Origin of the sequence: Enterobacter sp. V89_11, from assembly GCF_029967775.1 — a bacterium.
GTDB lineage: Bacteria > Pseudomonadota > Gammaproteobacteria > Enterobacterales > Enterobacteriaceae > Enterobacter > Enterobacter ludwigii.
Map to the genome: position 1 here is coordinate 23,962 of NZ_JASCAN010000015.1, position 20,453 is coordinate 44,414.

The 20,453-nt window shown below is 55.9% G+C and carries 16 protein-coding genes; 11 read left to right on the forward strand and 5 right to left on the reverse strand.

Annotation, left to right across the window (positions count from 1 at the left end; all coding sequences use genetic code 11):
• Nucleotides 1-16: 16 nt before the first annotated feature.
• Nucleotides 17-865, reverse strand: a complete 849-nt coding sequence (locus tag QLG09_RS12920; protein ID WP_014171207.1) for a MurR/RpiR family transcriptional regulator — start codon at nucleotides 863-865, stop codon at nucleotides 17-19.
• 118 nt (nucleotides 866-983) lie between these two features.
• Here QLG09_RS12920 and murQ point away from each other — a divergent pair, with 118 nt between their 5' ends.
• The 4 genes from murQ to tadA are packed head-to-tail and all read left to right on the forward strand — an operon-like array spanning nucleotide 984 to nucleotide 4,453.
• Entirely contained in the window at nucleotides 984-1,877 is an 894-nt protein-coding gene (murQ, locus tag QLG09_RS12925) for an N-acetylmuramic acid 6-phosphate etherase (RefSeq protein ID WP_014171205.1), read from the forward strand.
• An 11-nt stretch (nucleotides 1,878-1,888) separates the two neighbouring features.
• Entirely contained in the window at nucleotides 1,889-3,250 is a 1,362-nt protein-coding gene (locus QLG09_RS12930) for a PTS transporter subunit EIIC (RefSeq protein WP_282488962.1), read from the forward strand.
• A gap of 3 nt (nucleotides 3,251-3,253) precedes the next feature.
• Nucleotides 3,254-3,889: a phosphatidylglycerophosphatase C gene (gene yfhb, locus QLG09_RS12935; RefSeq protein WP_020883009.1), complete on the forward strand. Its 636-nt coding sequence runs from the start codon at nucleotides 3,254-3,256 to the stop codon at nucleotides 3,887-3,889.
• Nucleotides 3,890-3,913: 24 nt separating this feature from the next.
• Nucleotides 3,914-4,453, forward strand: a complete 540-nt coding sequence (tadA, locus tag QLG09_RS12940; protein WP_020883010.1) for a tRNA adenosine(34) deaminase TadA — start codon at nucleotides 3,914-3,916, stop codon at nucleotides 4,451-4,453.
• Here the strand turns inward: tadA and mltF are convergent.
• A complete protein-coding gene (gene mltF, locus QLG09_RS12945; protein WP_014171200.1) occupies nucleotides 4,341-5,891 on the reverse strand; it encodes a membrane-bound lytic murein transglycosylase MltF in 1,551 nt (516 codons plus the stop codon). The two genes, tadA and mltF, sit on opposite strands and share 113 nt — an antisense overlap.
• A gap of 268 nt (nucleotides 5,892-6,159) precedes the next feature.
• Here mltF and purL point away from each other — a divergent pair, with 268 nt between their 5' ends.
• The 5 genes from purL (at nucleotide 6,160) to glnB (ending at nucleotide 14,513) form a co-directional block, all read left to right on the forward strand.
• Complete coding sequence (gene purL, locus QLG09_RS12950; protein WP_282488963.1) at nucleotides 6,160-10,047, forward strand: phosphoribosylformylglycinamidine synthase; 3,888 nt, start codon at nucleotides 6,160-6,162, stop codon at nucleotides 10,045-10,047.
• Between the two features lie 534 nt (nucleotides 10,048-10,581).
• On the forward strand, nucleotides 10,582-12,009 hold the full coding sequence (gene qseE / locus QLG09_RS12955; RefSeq protein ID WP_063156713.1) for a two component system sensor histidine kinase QseE/GlrK: 1,428 nt from the start codon (nucleotides 10,582-10,584) through the stop codon (nucleotides 12,007-12,009).
• 1 nt (nucleotide 12,010) lies between these two features.
• Nucleotides 12,011-12,760 carry a two-component system QseEF-associated lipoprotein QseG gene (gene qseG / locus QLG09_RS12960; RefSeq protein ID WP_282488964.1) on the forward strand — a complete coding sequence of 250 codons (750 nt, stop codon included), beginning with the start codon at nucleotides 12,011-12,013 and terminating at the stop codon, nucleotides 12,758-12,760.
• On the forward strand, nucleotides 12,757-14,094 hold the full coding sequence (gene glrR, locus QLG09_RS12965) for a two-component system response regulator GlrR (RefSeq protein WP_014171196.1): 1,338 nt from the start codon (nucleotides 12,757-12,759) through the stop codon (nucleotides 14,092-14,094). The genes qseG and glrR overlap by 4 nt, the downstream gene beginning before the upstream one ends.
• 80 nt (nucleotides 14,095-14,174) lie before the next feature.
• Entirely contained in the window at nucleotides 14,175-14,513 is a 339-nt protein-coding gene (glnB, locus tag QLG09_RS12970; RefSeq protein ID WP_003860685.1) for a nitrogen regulatory protein P-II, read from the forward strand.
• Nucleotides 14,514-14,608: 95 nt separating this feature from the next.
• Here the strand turns inward: glnB and hmpA are convergent, their stop codons facing one another.
• A complete protein-coding gene (gene hmpA / locus QLG09_RS12975; protein ID WP_282488965.1) occupies nucleotides 14,609-15,799 on the reverse strand; it encodes an NO-inducible flavohemoprotein in 1,191 nt (396 codons plus the stop codon).
• 304 nt (nucleotides 15,800-16,103) lie between these two features.
• On the opposite strand from hmpA, the gene glyA reads away from it, so the two are divergent.
• Nucleotides 16,104-17,357 (forward strand): serine hydroxymethyltransferase, encoded by a 1,254-nt coding sequence (glyA, locus tag QLG09_RS12980; protein ID WP_282488966.1) that lies wholly within the window; start codon nucleotides 16,104-16,106, stop codon nucleotides 17,355-17,357.
• Between the two features lie 53 nt (nucleotides 17,358-17,410).
• Here glyA and QLG09_RS12985 read toward each other — a convergent pair whose 3' ends face one another.
• Nucleotides 17,411-17,833 carry a DoxX family protein gene (locus QLG09_RS12985; RefSeq protein ID WP_014171191.1) on the reverse strand — a complete coding sequence of 141 codons (423 nt, stop codon included), beginning with the start codon at nucleotides 17,831-17,833 and terminating at the stop codon, nucleotides 17,411-17,413.
• A 173-nt stretch (nucleotides 17,834-18,006) separates the two neighbouring features.
• Here QLG09_RS12985 and QLG09_RS12990 point away from each other — a divergent pair, with 173 nt between their 5' ends.
• Complete coding sequence (locus QLG09_RS12990) at nucleotides 18,007-19,146, forward strand: 3-phenylpropionate MFS transporter (RefSeq protein ID WP_282488967.1); 1,140 nt, start codon at nucleotides 18,007-18,009, stop codon at nucleotides 19,144-19,146.
• Here QLG09_RS12990 and csiE read toward each other — a convergent pair whose 3' ends face one another.
• On the reverse strand, nucleotides 19,147-20,424 hold the full coding sequence (csiE, locus tag QLG09_RS12995) for a stationary phase inducible protein CsiE (RefSeq protein WP_282488968.1): 1,278 nt from the start codon (nucleotides 20,422-20,424) through the stop codon (nucleotides 19,147-19,149). It lies immediately after the preceding gene.
• Nucleotides 20,425-20,453 lie beyond the last annotated feature (29 nt).

The following is a 20,453-nucleotide window of genomic DNA, read 5'->3' on the forward strand; positions in this document are numbered from 1 at the left end:
TACGCTCATTACCTGTTCAAACCAGTTTTTTTACCAGCTCTTCACTGTGCCGGATACGCTCTGGCGCGTGCTCCAGATCCTGTTGCACCAGGGCCATAAACAGCAGGTCGGTCAACATCATTTGCGCACTTGTCGAGGAGATCGCCGCGCTGCGCGTGGCCTGCTCTTCCGCGATAGTATATAAACAGCGCGTAGCCCGCTGCTGCAGCGCGTTGGGAGTAAACCCGGTGATGGCCAGAATCTTACCGCCTACGCGTAAGGCTTCATCGGTAGCCATATTGATCTCGCGGCGTTCGCCGGAATAGGAGATCGCCAGCAGCAGATCGTTAGCATCCATCGCCTGCACGGTCGCCAGCAGGGCGTGCATATCCTGCTCGACAATGGCGTTGTAACCTATTTTTGTCAGCTTCCAGCCAAAGTTACGTGCCACCAGTCCGGACGCGCCTATCCCGGTCAAAATAATACGTCGCGCTGCACGCAGCATCGCCACGCTTTCCAGTAATTTTTCTTCGGTATTCACATCAAGGGTGGCATGCATGGCCGCGACATTCTCTTTGATGAGCTTCTCTCCCACCAGACGCATCGGGTCATCGCCACGAATCTGATTATGCACCGGCATCGACTGCGGGTTGGGGTTACTCACCAGCGCTTCGCTAATCGCCAGCTTGAGAGCCGGGAAGCCTTTAAAGCCAATCTTCTGGGCAAATTTCACCACGCTCGACTGACTCACTCCGGCCTCACTCGCCAGCTGCTGCGAGCTGAGATGGCGGGCATGGTCGGGCTGAGAGAGCAGAAAATCCGCCAGCTTTTTGTCGCTTTGAGCAAAGCCTGCATAACGCTGGCGAATGCGAATTAAACAGTTCATAGGTTCTCCTGGCGAAATTGTGATTGTCTGCGCAAATACGAATTTTGCTCGCCTGAATGAATTTTATATTCCATTATAGTGAGATTATTATGAATTAAAAATTCTTGAGGTACAAAAGATGAATCTTGGCTCACTTGTTTCTGAAACGCGTAACCCACAAACCATGGATCTGGATGCGCTCAGCACCCTGGAGCTGGTTAACCGTTTTAATCAACAGGATACGCTGGTCGCGCAGGCAGTGAAAGAGACATTACCCGAGGTGGCGAAAGCTGTCGATGCGGCAGCGGAAGCACTGAAGGCCGGTGGTCGCATTATCTACATGGGCGCCGGAACCAGCGGGCGTCTTGGTGTGCTGGATGCCTCTGAATGCCCGCCAACGTTTGGTGTGCCGCACGGTCTGGTGGTCGGGTTGATTGCTGGCGGCCCTGGCGCGCTGCTGAAAGCCGTGGAAGGAGCGGAAGACAACAAACAGCTCGGTGAGGATGACCTGAAGGGGCTAAATCTGACCGCTCAGGATCTGGTTGTTGGGCTGGCGGCTTCCGGGCGTACGCCGTACGTTATTGGCGGTCTGGAGTATGCCAACAAGACGGGCTGCACCACGGTGGCGATTTCCTGTAATCCTGGCTCGCCGATTGCGCAGGTCGCTGCTATCGCTATCTCTCCGGTTGTCGGCCCGGAAGCGTTAACCGGCTCTACGCGTCTGAAATCCGGCACCGCGCAAAAGCTGGTGCTCAACATGATCTCCACTGGCGCGATGGTGAAGTTTGGCAAGGTTTATCAGAACCTGATGGTGGATATGCAAGCGACCAACGTCAAGCTGGTGGACAGAGCCTGCCGTATGGTCATGGAGGCGACGGGAGCAAGCCGCGAAGAGGCGGAAGCAGTACTGAAACAAACCGATCACGATGTTAAACCGGCCATTCTGATGATCCTGAGCGGACTGGACGCTGCGGCCGCCAGAGCAAGGCTCAATGCCCATAACGGGTTCTTACGGGCGGCATTAGAAAACTAACAGAGGCGTGTATGGACAAAACAGCAGCGCTCGCCAGCGATATCCTGCAGGGGATCGGTGGGGAAAAAAATATTCAGCGTCTGGAAAACTGCATGACGCGCGTGCGTGTCGAGGTGCATAACGACGAGCAGCTTGATGTGCCGCGTCTGAAGCAGCTTTCCGGCGTGAGTGGTTACGTTAAACAGGGGCAACAGCACCAGCTGATTGTCGGGCCGGGAAAGGCGGCGCAGGTTGTGGATGCCATGCGTGCGCTGATGGTCGGCGGCGAGAGCGTGGCGATCGACGACGTCGAACGTACGAAGGCGCAGGCAAAGGCCCGATACAAAGCCCCCATGAGCGATGCGCTGCGACAACTGGCCAACGTCTTTATTCCGCTGATCCCGGCGTTTATTGCCTCTGGCTTAATCACCGGGATCATCAATATTCTTAAGCGTCCGGATATCGTAGGGGACTTCGCGACCCAGTATCCTAATTTATTAGGCATTCTCGGTATTTTCGGCAGCGCCGTGTTTGCCATCATGAACATTCTGGTGGGGGTCAACACCGCGAAGGTCTTTGGCGGCTCGCTGGCCATGGGCGGGGTGATGGCAGGTATTCTGTCCAGCCCACAACTGGCGCAGATAACCCTGTTTGGTGAGGCGCTCCAGCCTGGCCGCGGCGGGGTGATTGCCGTGCTGCTGGTGGTCATCCTGATGTGCTGGATCGAGAAGAAACTGCGCACTCTCCTGCCTGGATCAATTGAGCTGATCCTCAATCCACTGTTAACGACGTTAATCACCGGCAGCGTGGCTATTGTGGCGTTACAACCGCTGGGGGGCTGGATCTCTGAGGCCATCGCCCATGGCGCATCGCTGGCTATCGATCGCGGCGGTCTGTTAGTGGGTGCCGTGCTGTCAGGCACCTTCTTGCCGCTGGTACTGACCGGTCTGCATCAGGGGCTGGTGCCGATCCACGTCGAGCTGGTGCAGGCGCACGGTTACAACGCGCTGCTGCCCATCCTGTCGATGGCTGGCGTGGGGCAGGTCGGGGCGGCGATTGCCGTACTGATGAAAACCCGCAACGCGCGGCTGAAAAAAGTGATCAAAGGTGCGTTGCCGGTCGGATTACTCGGAATTGGCGAGCCGCTGATTTTCGGCGTCACGCTGCCGCTGGGGAGACCGTTCCTCGGTGCTTGCCTGGGAGGGGCGGTAGGCGGAGCGCTGATCAGCTACTGGAAAGTGGCAACGGTGATCGCCTTCGGGATCTCCGGGCTGCCGCTGGCGCTCACCATCGTGACCGGAAAAGTTATGCTCTATCTGTTAGGCTATCTGGTAGCGGTGATCGCCGGGTTCCTGTTTACCTGGCTGTTAGGATTCAACGATCCAGAGGAGTAAGGTTTGGCAAATCACGAGCGTCGCGTTGTTTTTTTCGACCTGGACGGTACGCTGCATCAGCAGGATATGTTTGGTACGTTTATGCGCTACCTGCTGCGGCGTCAGCCTTTGAATGCGCTGCTCGTATTACCTCTCTTACCCGTAATTGGCATTGCGCTGCTGCTAAAAGGTCGGGCAGCGCGCTGGCCAATGAGCCTGTTGCTCTGGGGCTGTACCTTTGGACGCAGCGAAGCGCGGCTTAAACAGCTTCAGCAGGACTTTGTGCACTGGTTTCGCGGGCATGTGACCGCGTTTCCGGTTGTTCAGGCAAGGCTCACCAGCTATCTCGACGCGAACGATGCCGACATCTGGTTGATTACCGGATCCCCGCAAGCGCTGGTGGAACAGGTCTATTATGATACCCCGTGGCTGCCGCGGGTGAATCTTATCGCCACGCAAATTACCCGCGGCTACGGTGGATGGGTACTGACCATGCGCTGCCTGGGACATGAAAAGGTGGTGCAACTGGAGAAGCGAATCGGTACGCCACTGCGTCTTTACAGCGGCTACAGCGACAGCAAGCAGGACAACCCGCTGCTCTATTTTTGCCAGCATCGCTGGCGCGTCACGCCCGCAGGCGAACTTCAGCAACTCGAATAGTCTTATCTATAGCGGGTGTGTATAATGCCGCCCGCTTTTAGACTGGAGTATCAACCGTTGTGCAACCCTGAACGCGATCATGAATACTGGATGCGCCATGCGCTTACGCTTGCCCAGCGCGCCTGGGACGAGGGGGAAGTGCCCGTGGGTGCTGTGCTTGTCCACAATAACCAGGTGATAGGGGAAGGGTGGAACCGCCCGATTGGCCGTCACGATCCGACTGCGCACGCTGAAATCATGGCCCTTCGTCAGGGCGGGATGGTGCTGCAAAACTATCGTCTGCTTGATACCACGCTGTATGTCACGCTTGAGCCGTGCGTTATGTGTTCCGGCGCGATGGTGCATAGCCGTATCGGCACGCTGGTCTTTGGCGCGCGGGATGAAAAAACCGGAGCGGCCGGTTCGCTGATGGACGTACTGGGACACCCGGGGATGAACCACCAGGTGCAGACTATCGGTGGGGTACTTGCACCAGAGTGTGCGGGGCTATTAAGTGATTTCTTTCGAATGCGCCGTCAGCAGAAAAAGCAACAAAAGGCAGAATTGAAGTTGTCGGGCGAGTAAGTTCGTCCGGTGCCACCACCGGATAACTCTGGGCCAGCTGATTTGCCTCTGCCGCCTCTTTTTCCTTCTCCAGCAGATAACCCACCAGGCTAATCTGATATTTACGGATATTTTCCACGTAGGCGTAGGCTTCATGCCCGCGCGCGTAACCGTAGGTCAGCTTGTTGTACCACGGCTTCTGGCTCAGCAGCGGCAGGCGCTGTTTTACGTCTGACCAGCTGTCCGGGTTACCTTTCGTTTTCGCCGTCAGCGCGCGCGCGTCAAGCATGTGCGCATAACCCATGTTGTAGGCTGCCAGCGCAAACCAGATCCGTTCCTCTTCAGGCACCGTCTCCGGCACTTTGCCCATCATATCCTGCAGATACCGTGCGCCGCCGCTGATGCTCTGTTCTGCATCGGTGCGGTCGGTCAGCCCAAGGCTCTGAGCGGTATTTTTAGTGAGCATCATTAAGCCGCGAACGCCAGTGGGCGAGGTGGCCTGAGTATCCCAGTGGGATTCCTGATAAGAGATCGCTGCCAGTAATCGCCAGTCGATCTCCTGGGCATACTTCTCAAATAACGGCTGCAGGTCTGGCAGCACACTATCGACTGCGCGCAAGAAGCTTCGGGTGTCGACGTAATCAAAATCGTCACCGTGGCCGAGGTATTTCTCTTCCAGACGCGCCAGCGTACCGTCTTCATTGATGGTGTTGAAGAAATCGAGCATCGCCGCAGAGAGGGTCTGATCGTCATCAAGCTGGCTAAACCAGGTCACCGGCTGTTCGTCTGTCACGTCCAGCGCCACCGCGATTTCGGGGTGCACGCGCTGGAAAAGGCTGATCGCGACCGAATCGGCGATGGTGTAGGGCAGTTTTTTATCTTTTACCTGGTCCAGCAGCTCAGTCGTACCGAGCTTAGGATCAACCGTCCAGCTCAGGTCCGGGAATTTCTTCTCCTTGAGCTCACGCAGATCGTCAATCACGACGTGACCCGGGGCGATGGTCAACTGTTGTGCATTAATCGCCGCCAGCGTTCGCGGGCGCAGGCTCCCGACCCGGTAGACCAGCTGTTGAGAAACGGAGTAGTAGGTTGGGCCTGGCTGATAGTTCTTGCTGCGCTCGCTGTTGTACACCAGCCCGGCCGCAAGGATATCGGCGTCGTTGTTATCCAGGTCATCAAACAGCTGGCTGATATTCTGACGGACGGTAATTTTGAGCTTCACGCCAAGATAGTCGGCAAACTGCTGCGCCAGTTCATAATCCAGGCCAATCGTTTTGCCGTTAATGTCGCTGTAAATCAGCGGCGAGTTGAGGGTACTGACGCGCAATTCCCCCCGCTCCTGTATGGCGGCGATACGGTTTTCGGCTTTACCGAACCAGGGGATGGAAGGCCAGAGGGCCACTGCCAGCAGCAACGTTACAATGCCGATGAGCAGATAATTAATCTTTAATTTTTTCAATTAGTTAATTCTCTGCGACGCCGGGTGCCTCAGTATGCTGTAGCCATGTTAAGAATAAGGTTTGCCATTGAATGAGCGGCATTTTGCGTAAAGTTACGCCACTTGGCAACAAATTAGAGAGAGAGGTCACATCTATTGTTAAACGTAAACGTTGATTTTATTTCGACGCAAACGGTTTCGTCGACGCTCAGGATTCTCTATAATGACGCCCGTTTTCCCCCCCTTGCGCACACTGTAAGCGCCCCGGCGCTTCGAAGACGAGAGACTTATGATGGAAATTCTGCGTGGTTCGCCTGCACTGTCTGCCTTCCGTATCAATAAACTGCTGGCACGTTTTCAGGCAGCCGACCTTCCGGTAAGCAATATTTACGCTGAGTATGTCCATTTTGCTGACCTGAATGCACCCCTGAATGCAGAGGAGCGAGTACAGCTGGAACGCCTGCTCAAATATGGTCCAAGCCTGAGCAGCCATACGCCAACCGGCAAACTGATCCTTGCGACGCCTCGTCCAGGCACCATCTCCCCCTGGTCTTCCAAAGCCACCGACATCGCCCACAACTGTGGTCTGAACCAGATTAACCGTCTGGAGCGCGGCGTGGCGTACTACGTTGAAGCCTCTACCCTGACCGATGCGCAGTGGCAAACCGTTGCCGCTGAGCTGCACGACCGCATGATGGAGAGTGTCTTTGCCTCTCTGGACGATGCGCAGAAACTCTTCTCCCACCATCAGCCTGCGCCGGTACAGAGCGTCGATTTGCTGGGGCAGGGCCGTCAGGCGCTGATTGACGCCAACCTGCGTCTCGGTCTGGCACTGGCAGAAGACGAAATTGACTACCTGCAGGATGCGTTTGTTAAGCTGAACCGCAACCCGAACGACATCGAGCTTTACATGTTCGCTCAGGCAAACTCTGAGCACTGCCGTCACAAGATTTTCAACGCCGACTGGATTATCGACGGTGAAGAGCAGCCGAAGTCGCTGTTCAAAATGATCAAAAACACCATGGAAAAAACGCCTGACCACGTGCTGTCTGCCTACAAAGACAACGCCGCGGTGATGGAAGGTTCTGAAGTGGGCCGCTTCTTCGCCGATCGCGAAGCAGGGCGCTATGATTTCCATCAGGAGCCGGCGCATATCCTGATGAAAGTCGAAACGCATAACCACCCGACGGCGATCTCGCCGTGGCCGGGTGCGGCGACCGGGTCTGGCGGGGAAATCCGCGACGAAGGCGCAACCGGACGGGGTGCTAAACCAAAAGCCGGTCTGGTCGGTTTCTCCGTCTCCAACCTGCGCATCCCAGGCTTTGAACAGCCGTGGGAAGAAGATTTCGGCAAGCCGGAACGTATTGTGACCGCGCTGGATATCATGACCGAAGGCCCACTGGGCGGGGCGGCGTTCAACAATGAATTTGGACGTCCTGCGCTGAACGGTTACTTCCGTACCTACGAAGAGAAAGTGGAGAGCCACAACGGCGAAGAGCTGCGCGGCTATCACAAACCGATCATGCTGGCTGGCGGGATCGGTAACATTCGCGCCGATCACGTGCAAAAAGGCGAGATCGTAGTTGGTGCGAAGCTGATCGTTCTGGGTGGCCCGGCAATGAACATCGGCCTGGGCGGCGGGGCTGCCTCCTCTATGACCTCCGGTCAGTCTGATGCGGATCTCGATTTTGCATCCGTACAGCGTGATAACCCGGAGATGGAACGCCGTTGCCAGGAGGTCATTGACCGCTGCTGGCAGCTGGGTGATGCCAACCCCATCCTCTTTATTCATGACGTAGGCGCGGGCGGTCTGTCCAACGCCATGCCGGAGCTGGTCAGTGACGGTGGTCGTGGCGGTCGCTTCAACCTGCGCGACATCCTGAGTGATGAGCCAGGCATGAGCCCGCTGGAAATCTGGTGTAACGAATCCCAGGAACGTTATGTTCTGGCCGTCGCTGCCGATCAGTTGCCGCTGTTTGACGAGCTGTGCCGCCGCGAGCGTGCCCCGTATGCCGTCATCGGTGAAGCGACCGAAGCGCTGCACCTGTCCCTGAGCGACACCCATTTCGACAACCAGCCGATCGATCTGCCGCTGGACGTGCTGCTCGGCAAAACGCCGAAGATGACCCGCGACGTTGAGACCCGTAAAGCAGCTGGCAAAGCGCTGGATCGTCAGGGTATTACCGTGGCTGAGGCGGTCAATCGCGTTCTGCACCTGCCGGCCGTGGCGGAGAAAACCTTCCTGGTCACCATCGGCGACCGTACCGTGACCGGTATGGTGTCGCGCGATCAGATGGTTGGCCCGTGGCAGATCCCGGTGGCTAACTGTGCCGTCACCACCGCGAGTCTCGACAGCTACTACGGTGAAGCGATGGCGCTGGGCGAACGTACCCCGGTCGCTCTGCTGGACTTCGCCGCATCTGCTCGCCTGGCCGTTGGTGAAGCGCTGACTAACATTGCCGCAACGCAGATTGGTGACATTAAACGTATCAAACTTTCCGCGAACTGGATGGCCGCAGCGGGCCACCCGGGCGAAGATGCGGGCCTGTATGAAGCCGTGAAGGCGGTGGGTGAGGAGCTCTGCCCGGCACTTGGCCTGACCATTCCGGTGGGTAAAGACTCCATGTCGATGAAGACCCGCTGGCAGGACGGTAACGAGCAGCGCGAGATGACCTCTCCGCTGTCGCTGATCATCTCCGCGTTTGCCCGCGTAGAAGATGTGCGCCATACCGTGACGCCACAGCTGGTGACTGAAGATAACGCCCTGCTGCTGATTGACCTGGGTAAAGGCCATAACGCGCTGGGAGCGACCGCGCTGGCGCAGGTTTATCGTCAACTGGGTGATAAGCCGGCAGATGTACGTGATGTGGCGCAGTTAAAAGGTTTCTACGACGCCATCCAGGCCCTGGTGGCACAGCGTAAACTGCTGGCCTACCACGACCGTTCCGACGGCGGCCTGCTGGTTACTCTGGCTGAGATGGCCTTCACCGGCCACTGCGGCGTCGAAGCGAACATCGCGACGCTGGGCGAGGATCGTCTGGCGGCGCTGTTTAACGAAGAGCTGGGCGCGGTGATTCAGGTGCGTGCCGCAGATCGTGACGCGGTTGAAAGCGTACTGGCTCAGCACGGCCTGGCAGATTGCGTGCATTATCTGGGTAAAGCCGTGCAGGGCGACCGCTTTGTCATTGAAGCGGATGGCCACGCGGTGTTCAGCGAGAGCCGTTCTACCCTGCGTATGTGGTGGGCTGAAACCACCTGGCAGATGCAGCGCCTGCGTGACAACCCGGAGTGTGCCGATCAGGAACACAACGCGAAGGCTAACGACAACGATCCTGGCCTGAACGTGAAGCTCTCCTTCGACATCAACGAAGATATCGCCGCGCCGTACATTGCGACCGGCGCGCGTCCGAAAGTGGCCGTACTGCGTGAGCAGGGCGTCAACTCCCACGTTGAGATGGCTGCTGCCTTCTTCCGTGCGGGTTTTGATGCCATCGACGTTCACATGAGCGACCTGCTGGCCGGGCGTACCGGTCTGGAAGATTTCCAGGCGCTGGTCGCCTGCGGTGGTTTCTCTTACGGCGACGTGCTGGGTGCAGGTGAGGGTTGGGCGAAGTCCATCCTCTTCAACAGCCGTGTCCGCGACGAGTTTGAAACCTTCTTCCACCGTCCGCAAACGCTGGCGCTGGGCGTATGTAATGGTTGCCAGATGATGTCCAACCTGCGCGAGCTGATCCCCGGTAGCGAAGCCTGGCCGCGCTTTGTGCGTAACCAGTCTGACCGCTTTGAAGCGCGTTTCAGCCTCGTGGAAGTGACCCAAAGCCCGTCTCTGCTGCTGCAGGGCATGGTAGGGTCGCAGATGCCCATCGCCGTTTCCCATGGCGAAGGCCAGGTTGAAGTGCGCGATGCAGCTCATCTGGCTCAGCTTGAAAGCAAAGGCCTGGTGGCGCTGCGCTTTGTCGATAACTTCGGCAAGGTGACAGAATCCTACCCGGCTAACCCGAACGGTTCGGTGAACGGTATCACTGCGGTGACCAGCGAAAGCGGTCGTGCGACCATTATGATGCCGCACCCGGAACGTGTGTTCCGTACCGTGAGCAACTCCTGGCACCCGGAAAACTGGGGCGAGGACAGCCCGTGGATGCGTATCTTCCGTAATGCGCGTAAACAGCTAGGTTAAGCGTACCGCTACTCCCACAGCAGGCCCGGTAAGCGAAAACGCCACCGGGCTTTTTTGTGCCTGTCGCAAAACCGCGACAATCCGCTATTCGTAGTGTCTCCAAAAGGAGACATTTAACTCATTGAATTATATGGGGTGTAGTGGGTTGTCGTTAAGGTGTTGCTTTTTAGCGACACTTAGCCTGGAAATCATTCAGCGGGCAATTAACGGCATAATCGCATAAAATACATAAATATCAACAAGATAATTTATTGTTTTGCATTATGGCACGAGTGTTGCATAATATTAATCAGTGGCTCATTCACCTTCTTATGTCAGCCCCTTCGGGACGTGCTACATAAACTTCGAATGACGCACAAAAAGGTGCCTGCCGTCCAACTACTGATCATAGCGTTGCTTTATCAGGCCAGGGCGAAACGTCGAGTTAGGCACCGCCTCATTCCATGACAAAGCCGGGTTTTTACCCGGCTTTGTTGTATCTGAAGGGCAGACTCAGTTACGCTCTCCTTAAACCCCGATAAAGAGAGTAATGCGTTGAAACGCTGGCCCGTTTTTCCTCGTTCCCTGCGACAGCTTGTCATGATGGCCTTTCTGCTAATCCTGCTGCCTTTGCTGATCCTGGCATGGCAGGCGTGGCAGAGTCTCAACGCGCTGAGTGCGCAGGCGGCACTGACTAACCGCACGACGCTGATCGACGCCCGACGCAGTGAAGCGATGACTAACGCCGCGCTGGAGATGGAACGCAGCTATCGCCAGTACTGCGTGCTTGACGATCCTACTCTGGAAAAGGTCTATCAGAATCAACGTAAACGCTACAGTGAAATGCTGGACGCCCATGCAGGGGTGCTGCCGGACGATAAGCTTTATCAGGCGTTACGTCAGGATTTGAACGATCTGGCGCAACTGCAGTGTAAGAACAGCGGCCCGGATGCCGCAGCGGCTGCCCGTCTTGAAGCCTTTGCGAATGCCAATACCGAGATGGTGCAGTCTACCCGCACGGTTATCTTCTCGCGCGGGCAACAGCTGCAGCAGGAGATTGCGGAACGTGGCCAGTTCTTTGGCTGGCAGGCGCTGGTGCTGTTCCTCGTCAGCCTCGGTCTGGTTCTGCTCTTTACCCGCATGATCATCGGCCCGGTGAAGGGTATCCAGCGCATGATTAACCGCCTGGGCGAGGGGAAGTCTCTCGGGGATACGGTCGCCTTTAAAGGTCCTCGCGAGTTGCGCTCCGTTGGCCAGCGCATTATCTGGCTTTCTGAACGTCTGGCATGGCTGGAATCCCAGCGCCATCAGTTCTTGCGTCATATTTCCCATGAGCTTAAAACGCCGCTTGCCAGCATGCGCGAAGGAACGGAACTGCTGGCAGATGAAGTGGCGGGGCCGCTTACGCCCGAACAGAAAGAGATTGTCGACATCCTGGATGTCAGCAGCCGCAATCTGCAAAAGCTGATTGAGCAATTGCTGGACTACAACCGCAAGCTGGCGGATGGCGCGGTGGTGCTGGAAAACGTCGATATTGCGCCGCTGGTGGATATGGTGATCTCCGCCCATAGCTTGCCAGCAAGAGCTAAAATGATGCATACCGGGGTGGAGCTCAGTGAGCCAACCTGCCTCGCGGAACCGATGCTGTTGATGAGCGTTCTGGATAATCTTTACTCCAATGCGGTGCACTATGGTACTGAATCCGGTAACATTTATATCCGAAGTTATACGAATGGTTCACGGGTGTTTATTGACGTCGCTAACACCGGCACTCCAATCCCTGATGACGAAAAAACCATGATCTTTGAACCCTTTTTCCAGGGAAGTCATCAGCGGAAAGGGGCGGTAAAAGGAAGTGGGCTGGGCCTGAGTATTGCCCGGGACTGCATACGACGCATGCAGGGTGAGCTGAAAATTGCCACGGACGAACGGTCAGATGTTTGCTTCCGTATTGAACTGCCCCTGAGCCGGAAAAATCAATGAAATGAATCTATGCCTGGTGAGTATGTCACACGTCTTTTCCCGCGCCGTGCGCGCGGTGTTTTCCAGCAATATGTTTCGCCTGAGCCTGCCCTGTTTATTTCTGGCGGGCTGTGTTTCCCATGTGCCACAAAGTGCGATTAGCGATAAACAACAAGATAAATGGCCAGATAATCAGCTGGCAGATTTTCTGTCGACCCGCTGTGACGACATCTGGAATCTGTCGGGGCATGACGTCGAGAGCAATCCGCTGTTCTGGCTACGTGGAATAGATTGCGCCCAGCGTCTGGCGCCGGTCGAGGCGCGCTCGCAAGCGGCGATGCTCAATGACGATACCTGGCAGGACGCGTTCAAGCGTGGAATTTTACTCGCGGATGCGAAAATCACCCCCGTTGAGCGTCGCACCAACGTCACGCGGCTGGACACGTTTGTCGGAAACCTTCCGGCGCAGGTGCGCCCGGTGTATCAGCTCTGGCGTGATGGTCAGGCGTTGCAACTGCAGTTGTCTGAAGAGCGTTTTCGCTACAGCAAATTACAGCAATCCACCGACAGCGAGCTTGATACGCTGCGCCAGCAGGAGCAGCACTTGCGTGCTCAACTGGATACCACGACGCGCAAGCTTGAAAACCTGACCGACATCGAAAGACAGCTCTCGACGCGTAAACCGGCCGGAAATTATCTGCCTGATACGCCAAAAGGGTCAGCCGCGACGCCAGACGGTGATGCGCAGAAACAAGAGGATGTGAAGCCATGACAAGCCGAAAACCTGCCCATCTCTTACTGGTGGATGACGATCCGGGGCTGTTAAAGCTGCTGGGGATGCGTCTGGTCAGTGAAGGCTACAGCGTGGTGACGGCGGAAAGCGGGCAGGAGGGGCTGAAAGTCCTGAGCCGCGAGAAGGTTGATCTGGTGATTAGCGACCTGCGAATGGATGAAATGGATGGCCTGCAGCTGTTCGCGGAGATCCAGAAGCAGCAGCCTGGCATGCCGGTGATCATCCTGACGGCGCACGGATCGATTCCGGATGCCGTTGCCGCGACGCAGCAGGGGGTATTCAGCTTCCTCACCAAGCCGGTAGATAAAGATGCCCTCTATAAGGCTATCGACAGCGCGCTTGAGCACGCGGCTCCGTCGAATGATGAAGCGTGGCGGGAGTCTATCGTCACCCGCAGCCCGATTATGCTGCGTCTGCTCGAACAGGCCCGGATGGTGGCGCAGTCAGACGTTAGCGTGCTGATTAATGGCCAGAGCGGTACCGGGAAAGAGATCCTTGCCCAGGCTATCCATAACGCCAGCCCGCGCAGCAAAAACGCCTTTATCGCGATTAACTGTGGTGCGCTCCCTGAACAACTGCTTGAGTCTGAACTGTTTGGTCATGCCCGCGGGGCGTTCACCGGGGCGGTGAGCAGCCGGGAAGGGCTTTTCCAGGCGGCAGAAGGCGGCACACTTTTCCTGGACGAGATTGGCGATATGCCGGCACCGCTGCAGGTCAAATTGCTGCGTGTTTTGCAGGAGCGAAAAGTGCGCCCCCTCGGCAGTAACCGCGATATCGATATTAACGTGCGTATCATTTCGGCCACGCACCGCGATTTACCAAAAGTCATGGCGCGCAACGAGTTTCGTGAAGATCTCTACTACCGTCTGAACGTGGTGAACCTGAAAATTCCAGCACTGGCCGAGCGGGCGGAAGATATTCCGCTGCTGGCAAACCATCTTTTGCGCCAGGCGGCCGATCGGCATAAGCCTTTTGTCCGGGCGTTTTCCACCGATGCGATGAAACGGCTGATGGCCGCAAGCTGGCCGGGCAACGTGCGCCAGCTGGTGAACGTTATTGAACAGTGCGTGGCGCTGACCTCGTCACCCGTCATTAGCGACGCGCTGGTGGAGCAGGCGCTGGAAGGGGAAAACACCGCCCTGCCGACGTTTGCAGAAGCGCGTAATCAGTTCGAACTGAACTATCTGCGCAAGCTCCTGCAGATAACCAAAGGCAACGTAACCCATGCGGCGCGTATGGCCGGGCGCAACCGTACTGAGTTCTACAAGCTGCTCTCCCGCCATGAGCTGGAAGCAAACGATTTTAAAGAGTAGTACCGCAAAATCTGAATGAGTATGATACTGTGAGCAACCGATTACGAAGCAGCTTACAGGCAAGAGTTTAAGGACCCACCATGAAAAAGATTGATGCGATTATTAAACCTTTCAAACTGGATGATGTGCGTGAAGCGCTGGCGGAAGTGGGCATCACCGGGATGACAGTGACGGAAGTGAAAGGTTTTGGTCGCCAGAAGGGCCACACCGAACTTTACCGTGGCGCAGAGTACATGGTGGACTTTCTGCCAAAAGTGAAAATTGAAATCGTGGTGAGCGACGATATCGTGGATACCTGTGTGGATACCATTATCCGTACGGCGCAGACCGGCAAAATTGGCGACGGTAAAATCTTCGTCTTTGATGTGGCACGCGTGATCCGTATCCGTACCGGTGAAGAAGACGACGCCGCGATTTAATCGTCAGTACCTGATTCCTGATTCAGCCGGGTGGCGCTATGCTTACCCGGCCTGCAAAAACTCACCGGCCGGGAAAGTGTAGCGCCATCGGGCGATTACAGTACTTTATGCGGCCCAAAACATTCGTAATGAATGTTGTCTTTATTCACGCCCAACTCCACCAGCTGCTTCGCGGCATACTGCATAAACGCTACCGGTCCGCAGACATAAAACTGCATCTCCGGCGCGCTGAATGCCCCTTCGTGCTGACTCAAATTCATCAGACCTTCGCTGTCAAAGCGTGCGGCTGCACGGTCGGCATCCGTCGGCAGACGATACCAGGTATGGGCGGTAAAGCGTGGCAGACCGGAAGCCAGCGCATTCACTTCATCGGCAAACGCGTGCATTTCACCGTTCTCGGCGGCGTGGAACCAGTTTACCTGCGCGCTGTGGTTTGATTTAGCGAGGGTGTCGAGCATCGCCAGCATTGGCGTCTGACCCACCCCGGCTGAGATCAGGGTAACCGGCGTATTCGCCTCAACCGCCATAAAGAAGTCGCCCGCAGGCGCGGCCAGATGAACCACATCACCCACGTTAGCCTCGTTATGCAGCCAGTTTGATACCTGGCCACCATCTTCGCGTTTTACGGCAATGCGATAACGTTTACCGTCTGGTTTGCGGGTCAGGGAGTACTGCCGAATCTCCTGGTGCGGGAAACCTTCAGGCTTCAGCCACACGCCCAGATACTGCCCCGGCTGATAATCAGCGACCGGCTTGCCATCCACTGGCTCGAACTCAAAACTGGTGATGAGCTGGCTGCGCGGCGTTTTCTCGACGATGCGGAAAGCGCGGGTACCTTCCCAGCCGCCAGCCTTACTGGCGTTTTCGCTGTAGATCTGTGCTTCACGGTTAATGAACACGTTTGCCAGCACGCCGTAGGCTTTTCCCCACGCGTCCAGCACCTCCTGACCCGGGCTAAACATCTCATCCAGTGTGGCCAGCAGATGGCCGCCGACGATATTGTACTGCTCGGGTTTGATCTGGAAGCTGGTGTGCTTCTGCGCAATTTTTTCCACGGCAGGCAGCAACGCCGCCAGATTTTCGATATTACTGGCGTAGGCTGCGATGGCGTTGAACAAGGCTTCGCGCTGATCGCCGTTACGCTGGTTGCTCATGTTGAAAATCTCTTTCAACTCCGGGTTATGCGTAAACATACGATCGTAGAAATGGGCGGTGAGTTTCGGGCCGGTTTCGACCAGCAGGGGAATAGTGGCTTTAACTGTGGCGATGGTTTGAGCGTCGAGCATAGCAGCGTCCTTCAGTGGTGTTTTTAATGATGTATTTTAAATGCATCTTATAAAAAATACCCCTGCGTTGTAAATGGTTCTTTGCAACGTGAAAAATATGCATCACAAACCTGAAAAGAAATCCGTTGAAAATGATGAGGGCTTTATTCCTCAAACCCTTGCGTGGCGGGTAGGAAAACGTTTGCGTAAAATCGTTTGTCAAGACCTGTTATCACAGAACTAATCAGTTATACTGTTGCCCGTCGTCCAACAGGACTGCCTTTTCAGGCCAAAATTTTATTGTTAGCTGAGTCAGGAGATGCGGATGTTAAAGCGTGAAATGAACATTGCCGATTATGATGCCGAACTGTGGCAGGCTATGGAGCAGGAAAAAGTACGTCAGGAAGAGCACATCGAACTGATCGCCTCCGAAAACTACACCAGCCCGCGCGTAATGCAGGCGCAGGGTTCTCAGCTGACCAACAAATACGCTGAAGGTTACCCGGGCAAACGCTACTACGGCGGTTGCGAGTACGTTGATATCGTTGAGCAACTGGCCATCGATCGCGCTAAAGAACTGTTTGGCGCCGACTACGCTAACGTACAGCCGCACTCTGGCTCTCAGGCTAACTTCGCGGTCTACACCGCGCTGCTGCAACCGGGCGATACCGTTCTGGGTATGAACCTGGCGCAAGGCGGCCACCTGACTCACGGCTCTCCGGTTAACTTCTCTGGCAAACTGTACAACATCATTCCTTACGGCATTGATGAGTCCGGTAAAATTGACTACGAAGACATGGCGAAGCAGGCGCAGACCCACAAACCGAAGATGATTATCGGCGGTTTCTCTGCTTACTCCGGTATCGTTGACTGGGCAAAAATGCGTGAAATCGCAGACAGCATCGGTGCTTACCTGTTCGTTGACATGGCGCACGTTGCCGGCCTGATTGCTGCAGGCGTTTATCCGAACCCGGTTCCGCATGCTCACGTTGTGACCACCACCACGCACAAAACCCTGGCGGGCCCACGCGGTGGCTTGATCCTGGCAAAAGGTGGCGACGAAGAGCTGTACAAAAAGCTGAACTCTGCCGTATTCCCAAGCGCGCAGGGCGGCCCACTGATGCACGTTATCGCGGCGAAAGCGGTGGCGCTGAAAGAATCGATGGAGCCAGAGTTTAAAGTTTACCAGCAGCAGGTTGCTAAAAACGCCAAAGCGATGGTGGACGTCTTCCTGAACCGCGGTTACAAAGTGGTTTCCGGTGGTACTGAGAACCACCTGTTCCTGCTGGACCTGGTTGATAAAAACCTGACCGGTAAAGAAGCTGACGCTGCCCTTGGCCGTGCCAACATCACCGTGAACAAAAACAGCGTGCCAAACGATCCGAAGAGCCCGTTCGTGACCTCCGGTATCCGTATCGGTTCTCCGGCTGTTACTCGCCGCGGCTTTAAAGAAGCGGAAGTGAAAGAGCTGGCAGGCTGGATGTGTGATGTTCTGGACAATATCAATGACGAAGCGGTTATCGAGCGCGTTAAAGGTAAAGTTCTGGAAATCTGCGCACGCTTCCCGGTATACGCATAATCTTTTTGTTTTGCAGAAATAAAAAAGGCCGCGATTGCGGCCTTTTTTATGGGTTAACGCCGGTCAAGGGAGAGGGCTCCCGGTCCCACTATCGCCAGTAAAATAAACGCTCCGGCAATACTGATATTCTTGTAGAAGTTAATCATATTCGGCATGACGGCATCACCGGTCATATCCCAGTAGTGGTGGCCGATAATCGCGGTACCCAGCGTGTAAAATACAAAGAGTACGGCAACAGGGCGGGTGAAAAAGCCCAGCACGATCAGGATGGCGGCAGGCACCTCCATTACCACCGCAATAATGGCCGCCAGCATGGGCATGGGTGTACCCAGCGACGTCATATATTGTACGGTCCCGCTAAATCCCGTCAGTTTTGGATAGCCGAAGATAATAAACAGTACGACAAGCGCGATACGACCTATTAACAGCAACAGGTGACGTGCCTGGCCGAAATCTAAATAGCGAAGTGAGTTCATGGCAGAAATACCTCTGCAAGTGGAGTAATTTAAACGTAATACACATTTTCATTCCCTGCCATAAGTCAGATGACTGCACAATATGTTAAATTTTCGTTAATTTATAGCAGGCTATCGACTTGCTTAATTTTTGTATTCTCGCCAGACTATGGCCTCCATTTCGGGAGGGATTCATGGTCTTGCATTCCACGCGCTGGCTGGCGCTCAGTTATTTCACCTATTTCTTTAGCTACGGTATTTTTCTGCCTTTCTGGAGCGTCTGGCTCAAGGGGATCGGCCTGACGCCCGAGACCATAGGTATCCTGCTTGGCGCTGGTCTGGTGGCACGTTTCCTGGGAAGCCTGCTGATCGCACCGCGCGTCAGCGATCCCTCCTTGCTGATTAAGGCGGTACGCATTCTGGCGCTGTTGACGCTGGTCTTTGTCGCCTGTTTCTGGGTGAGCCACCAGTTTGCATGGCTGATGGTGGTGATGGTCGGTTTTAACCTCTTTTTCTCGCCGCTGGTTCCGCTGACGGATGCCCTGGCAAACACCTGGCAAAAACAGATAACGATGGATTATGGCCGCGTGCGGCTGTGGGGCTCAATTGCCTTTGTCATCGGCTCTGCACTGGTGGGTAAACTGGTTAGCCTTTACGATTACCGTGCGATCCTTGCGCTGCTGAGTATCGGTATTGCCTCCATGCTGCTGGGGATGCTGTTGCGTCCATCGGTAATGCCGCAAGGTGAGAGCCGTCATCAGGAAAGCGCCGGCTGGCCGGCCTGGCGAAGCCTGGTGGCACAAAGCTGGCGTTTCCTGGCCTGCGTCTGTCTGCTGCAGGGCGCGCACGCGGCGTACTATGGTTTCAGCGCCATCTACTGGCAGGGGGCAGGATACTCCGCATCTGCAGTGGGTTACCTGTGGTCGCTCGGTGTGGTCGCTGAGGTGATTATCTTCGCGCTGAGCAAAAAGCTGTTCCGGCGCTTCGGCGCGCGCGATCTGCTCCTGCTTTCTGCCGTCTGTGGTGTTATACGGTGGGGCATTATGGGCTGGACGACCGAGCTGCCGTGGCTGATCGTGGCGCAAATTCTGCACTGCGGCACCTTCACGGTATGTCACCTGGCGGCCATGCGTTATATCGCCGCGCGTGAAGGCGGAGATGTCATTCGGTTGCAGTCGGTTTATTCGGCGGTGGCGATGGGCGGCAGTATTGCGGTGATGACGGTCTTTGCGGGCTTCCTTTACCAGCATCTGGGACAGGGGGTCTTCTGGGTCATGGCGCTTGTCGCCCTACCGGCGATGTTCGTTCGCCCTAAAGTCGCCGCGCGCGCGTAGCTACGATTCCAGCATGGCGCGAATATGTTCTTGCTGCTGCGTGTTCAGCGTCTCAACGGCGTGGATCAGCGGTGGTGAGAACAGGGGCAGGGCGGTCGGATAAGGGGTGATGACCAGCGCCGCTTCGCGCGGTGCCCCCTCTTTCTGATAGGCCTGCAGCGTCTGATATCGAATGTTGAGCGGCAGCAACGTCAATTCGCGCAGTTGCTGCTCTATCACGTCCTCACAGGATTTATCCTCTCCCGTCAATAACACCACCTGCTTCTCATGCAGTTCGGTCTCCTGCATCAGCCAGGCGCCGAAAATGACCGCCACCAGGCTCATCTCTTCATCAGAAAAACGCAGCCCGAATTCCGCTTCCAGCTCAAACAACGCCTCTTTGGTGGTGCGTAACAGGCGGGGGTAGAGACGATGGATCTCTTCCGGCAGGCTATTGTCGATGCCTATCTCAAACAGCGAACGGTCCAGCGCCTGGGCCAGATGAATATAAAGCTGATCGGTCAGCCCCTGTTCATCGCTGAAGTTCATCCCGGTTTGCGCCCGAAAACGGGCGACCATGCGCACAATCGCCCGACGCAGGCGCTGATCCTGCTGATGCTTATCAAGCACAGGGTCAGGGGTGCGCAGCATCATAAACAGCAGTGCAAGAAACAGTTGTTCATCGCTGTGGGTCCCTTGTGGCACACGGCGTTTCCAGTGACGAACAATCTCCTGAGCGGTGAAATATTCCCCTCTTGATTGCGTCCAGTTACGCTGCACCGATGAAAACTGCGGGGTATTCCCCAGATGATGCTGCATCAGGCAATACTGCAGATAGAGTTGCAAAAACTGTACGTCCCGGCAATCAAACGGGCGCTGAAGCTTGCGCGAGCAGAAGCTGATCAACGCCCGCAGGTTGGTATCGTCATAGAGAGGACGGGCAATGCCCTGCTGTTTAAGCGCGGTTTTCAGCGCGGGGGTAAACTGATGCGAAACGAATTGCGGACACAGCCGCATAGCCCTGCGCAGCCAGTGCAACAGGCATAAACGTTGATTCAGGGCTGAGCCTTCAATCCGGTAGCTGCCGTCATGGTACGTGACGATGTCGAGCCGGTGATAGCGCTGGATTTCATCGCGCGTCTCGGCTATATCTTGCCGTGCCATAGCGTCGTCCACGCCATTGGCAGCGATAATGCTCTGTGCGGTAACGGCAGCATCGGGCAGGTAAAGCATTAAAAGCACCTGGCAGCGGCGCTGCGAACTGGAAAGCACAGATGGAATTTCAAGCGTCGTCATCATCTGTCGGGTATCCAGTGGGAATGTTTGAT

Coding starts and splice junctions, on each gene's coding strand:
- QLG09_RS12920 (WP_014171207.1), bottom strand. CDS start 865: ATGAACTGTTTAATTCGCATTCGCCAGCGTTATGCAGGCTTTGCTCAA.
- murQ (WP_014171205.1), top strand. CDS start 984: ATGAATCTTGGCTCACTTGTTTCTGAAACGCGTAACCCACAAACCATG.
- QLG09_RS12930 (WP_282488962.1), top strand. CDS start 1,889: ATGGACAAAACAGCAGCGCTCGCCAGCGATATCCTGCAGGGGATCGGT.
- tadA (WP_020883010.1), top strand. CDS start 3,914: ATGCCGCCCGCTTTTAGACTGGAGTATCAACCGTTGTGCAACCCTGAA.
- purL (WP_282488963.1), top strand. CDS start 6,160: ATGATGGAAATTCTGCGTGGTTCGCCTGCACTGTCTGCCTTCCGTATC.
- qseG (WP_282488964.1), top strand. CDS start 12,011: ATGAATCTATGCCTGGTGAGTATGTCACACGTCTTTTCCCGCGCCGTG.
- glrR (WP_014171196.1), top strand. CDS start 12,757: ATGACAAGCCGAAAACCTGCCCATCTCTTACTGGTGGATGACGATCCG.
- glnB (WP_003860685.1), top strand. CDS start 14,175: ATGAAAAAGATTGATGCGATTATTAAACCTTTCAAACTGGATGATGTG.
- hmpA (WP_282488965.1), bottom strand. CDS start 15,799: ATGCTCGACGCTCAAACCATCGCCACAGTTAAAGCCACTATTCCCCTG.
- glyA (WP_282488966.1), top strand. CDS start 16,104: ATGTTAAAGCGTGAAATGAACATTGCCGATTATGATGCCGAACTGTGG.
- QLG09_RS12985 (WP_014171191.1), bottom strand. CDS start 17,833: ATGAACTCACTTCGCTATTTAGATTTCGGCCAGGCACGTCACCTGTTG.
- QLG09_RS12990 (WP_282488967.1), top strand. CDS start 18,007: ATGGTCTTGCATTCCACGCGCTGGCTGGCGCTCAGTTATTTCACCTAT.
- csiE (WP_282488968.1), bottom strand. CDS start 20,424: ATGATGACGACGCTTGAAATTCCATCTGTGCTTTCCAGTTCGCAGCGC.